The sequence below is a fragment of the Pedobacter sp. genome (assembly GCF_035566355.1).
Classification (GTDB): Bacteria; Bacteroidota; Bacteroidia; order Sphingobacteriales; family Sphingobacteriaceae; genus Pedobacter.
Genome location: NZ_DATMRL010000580.1, coordinates 1 through 2,442, shown reverse-complemented (window position 1 = coordinate 2,442; position 2,442 = coordinate 1). Strand labels below are relative to the sequence as shown.

At 40.7% G+C, this 2,442-nt stretch carries 4 protein-coding genes; all 4 read right to left on the bottom strand.

What is annotated here, in order from left to right:
- Positions 1–76: 76 nt before the first annotated feature.
- The 4 genes from VNZ46_RS22775 to VNZ46_RS22760 all read right to left on the bottom strand — a co-directional run bounded on the left by VNZ46_RS22775 (position 77) and on the right by VNZ46_RS22760 (position 2,203).
- Complete coding sequence (locus VNZ46_RS22775) at positions 77–406, bottom strand: hypothetical protein (protein ID WP_325562909.1); 330 nt, start codon at positions 404–406, stop codon at positions 77–79.
- Positions 407–702: 296 nt separating this feature from the next.
- Positions 703–1,359 (bottom strand): Crp/Fnr family transcriptional regulator, encoded by a 657-nt coding sequence (locus tag VNZ46_RS22770; protein ID WP_325562907.1) that lies wholly within the window; start codon positions 1,357–1,359, stop codon positions 703–705.
- 48 nt (positions 1,360–1,407) lie between these two features.
- Positions 1,408–1,704 (bottom strand): hypothetical protein, encoded by a 297-nt coding sequence (locus VNZ46_RS22765; protein ID WP_325562905.1) that lies wholly within the window; start codon positions 1,702–1,704, stop codon positions 1,408–1,410.
- A gap of 199 nt (positions 1,705–1,903) precedes the next feature.
- A complete protein-coding gene (locus VNZ46_RS22760; protein ID WP_325562903.1) occupies positions 1,904–2,203 on the bottom strand; it encodes a helix-turn-helix transcriptional regulator in 300 nt (99 codons plus the stop codon).
- Between the last annotated feature and the right edge of the window lie 239 nt (positions 2,204–2,442).

The window sequence follows — 2,442 nt, the reverse complement described above, 5'->3', positions numbered from 1 at the left end:
CAAGAAAAATATGTTTTCTGATCGCGCTGAGCCTGTAAGGCTCAGCGCGATCAGAAAACATATTTTTCAAAAAAGGTTATTGCTTACTCACCACACCAGGTCCATAAGCCACTTCCGCATCACTCGTAAACCCTTGGTCATTGATGTAATCCTGCAACGTAGGATACACCGAAGAATCAAAAACAACCTTGCAAGGCACCGAACCAGCAGCACCACAACTCGGTGTAGAACCCGTAGCCTGCGTCCAGTTAGACGCATTCCTTGCACCAGTAGACGTACCCAAATTGTACGTATAAGCAATTAAACCCGCCTTGTGAACAGACGATGCTTTAGAGAAAGCAAAAGCTGCGGTCAATCCGCCAGCACACAGCACGACCATTAAAGCCGCTTTAAACGATTTTTTCATGTTAATGAATTTTAATGTAAAAAAATGGATGATTATATATTCAACCCACGTTACGTACCGCAGAGAATATTCAGGAAGAAACAAGCGGATACCAGAAACACTGGCACCCGCAGGTATTAACCGACAACACCAAAGCCAGGGCTAACCAAGCCAAGAACGGCAGCAGTGTTTACTTTAATTCGAAATATAAATGGGTAACCGAGATGCGTAATATTCATAATAGAGTGCTTTAATTTTGATATACCTAAAGATCAGTAACTAAAACAACATCAACTCCGTTATTTTACGGAATTTCGTCACTTTTTATTCGGCAACAGATCTTTTTTGATCAAAAAAGTACGGATATGCTGCAAATTATCCACAGACATATGCAGGTAACTGGCAATGTGATGGTCCTTAATGATTTTACCAGGAGGTAATAACTCAGAATTTGCCGTGTAAAAATGAAGCACACTCTCCTCTCCGCCTTTACGGATCATTTCATCACGCAGTACTTCCTTGTTCTCAAAACTGGCAAGAGTTAAGCGGGCAAGTTCCTCCATATCCGGAATGGTCTGATAACCAGTTTGCATTTGCGCATGCGTAACTTCCATAACCAGTGTATCTCTGTAGATCTTCAAATAATACCTGGAAGGCCATGCATTCATAAAACTATTCCCAGCCACAATTTCGCCCGCACGGTAAATTTTCAATACATGCTCATTTCCAGCCTCATCCAGATAATAAGCCATCATAAAACCACTTACAATGAAATAAGCTTTATCGATCACATCGTCCTGCAGGTGAATATCATGAGTTGCAAGGCAAATTCTTGAAATCATTACCGCAGCCAGATAAGGTTCCAGATCCGGATGCAGGGGTTTAATAGCTCTTAAATAATCGATTAATCTTTGAAATGCCGTTTTAGGCATAGGAACGATACGCATCAGTTCCTTATTGGTAAAAAGAGACATAAATTTAATAAGTTAGTTTTTTTATAGGTTGTTGATTTAAAAGGTGATCTAGCATTCAGTTACGCTGAGTTCCGCCTTTCCGTTTTTGTAAAGCAGCATCAGGTTTTCCATACTGATCTTTTTAATATCTTCAGGATACTGCAGGTTAAAGGCTTCAATAAACCTTAATGGCGAATTAAAAGCACATCTCAGTTGAAGCCGTACCTCATTTTCCTCATGGTTGCGGAGCGTAACACTCAACTCAATAAGTTTGTCGCCATGAAGCGCAGCTTCAACACCCTCTTTGCTGGTGATGAGGTTAGAATGAGTCCAGAAATACTGGACCAGGTCACTTGTTTTGATCATAAAATTTACATTTGGTTAGATTTATAATAATTATTGGCAATATTTTGATTAAATAAATGGTTAAAAAACCGCTGTCAAGCGGCAACAATTTTTCATGCATCTTGCAAGCTAGGCATCACGTTGTCCCACTTTGGAGGGGGATTAAGGGGGAGGATTCCACCCCCAACCCCCTCAATGGGGACAATATGGCGCCTTACCTCTATAGCACATTAGTTTCTTCCAACCTCTCCTCCTTTCGTTTTTTCTTTTCAAAAAACTTAATACTAGACAGCGCTTTTCTATCTATCTCTTCTTTACTCAGCAGACTCAAAAACTCATCAACAGACAGTTCAAAATGTTCCAACAAACGCATCCCCATCAAGAAACTCAATTCCTTTTCATTACGAATGATGTCGGTTAAAGTGCTCCCGCTTATTTTAAGCACTTCCGCGATGTCTTTTCTATACTGCCCGTTTTGCTGTATCAAGTAGTCAATGGCTTCGCCAATGGTTTTGTTCATAGTTTAATGTTTTTTATAAATGGTGTTTTGTTGTTTATTTAAATCCCTCTCTCCCCACAAGGGGGATTTAGCTTTGCTGAGCTCGCTGAAGGGCTCGGTTCTCCCTTTGAAAAAAGGGCGAGAGGTTGCGTGGTGTACTATAAGCGAGTGTGAATATGAACCCTCACAGGTCTGCACCCAAGAAAATATGATTTCATGATCAAGCCTCAGGATCTGTAAGATCCAGCGCGATCAGAAAA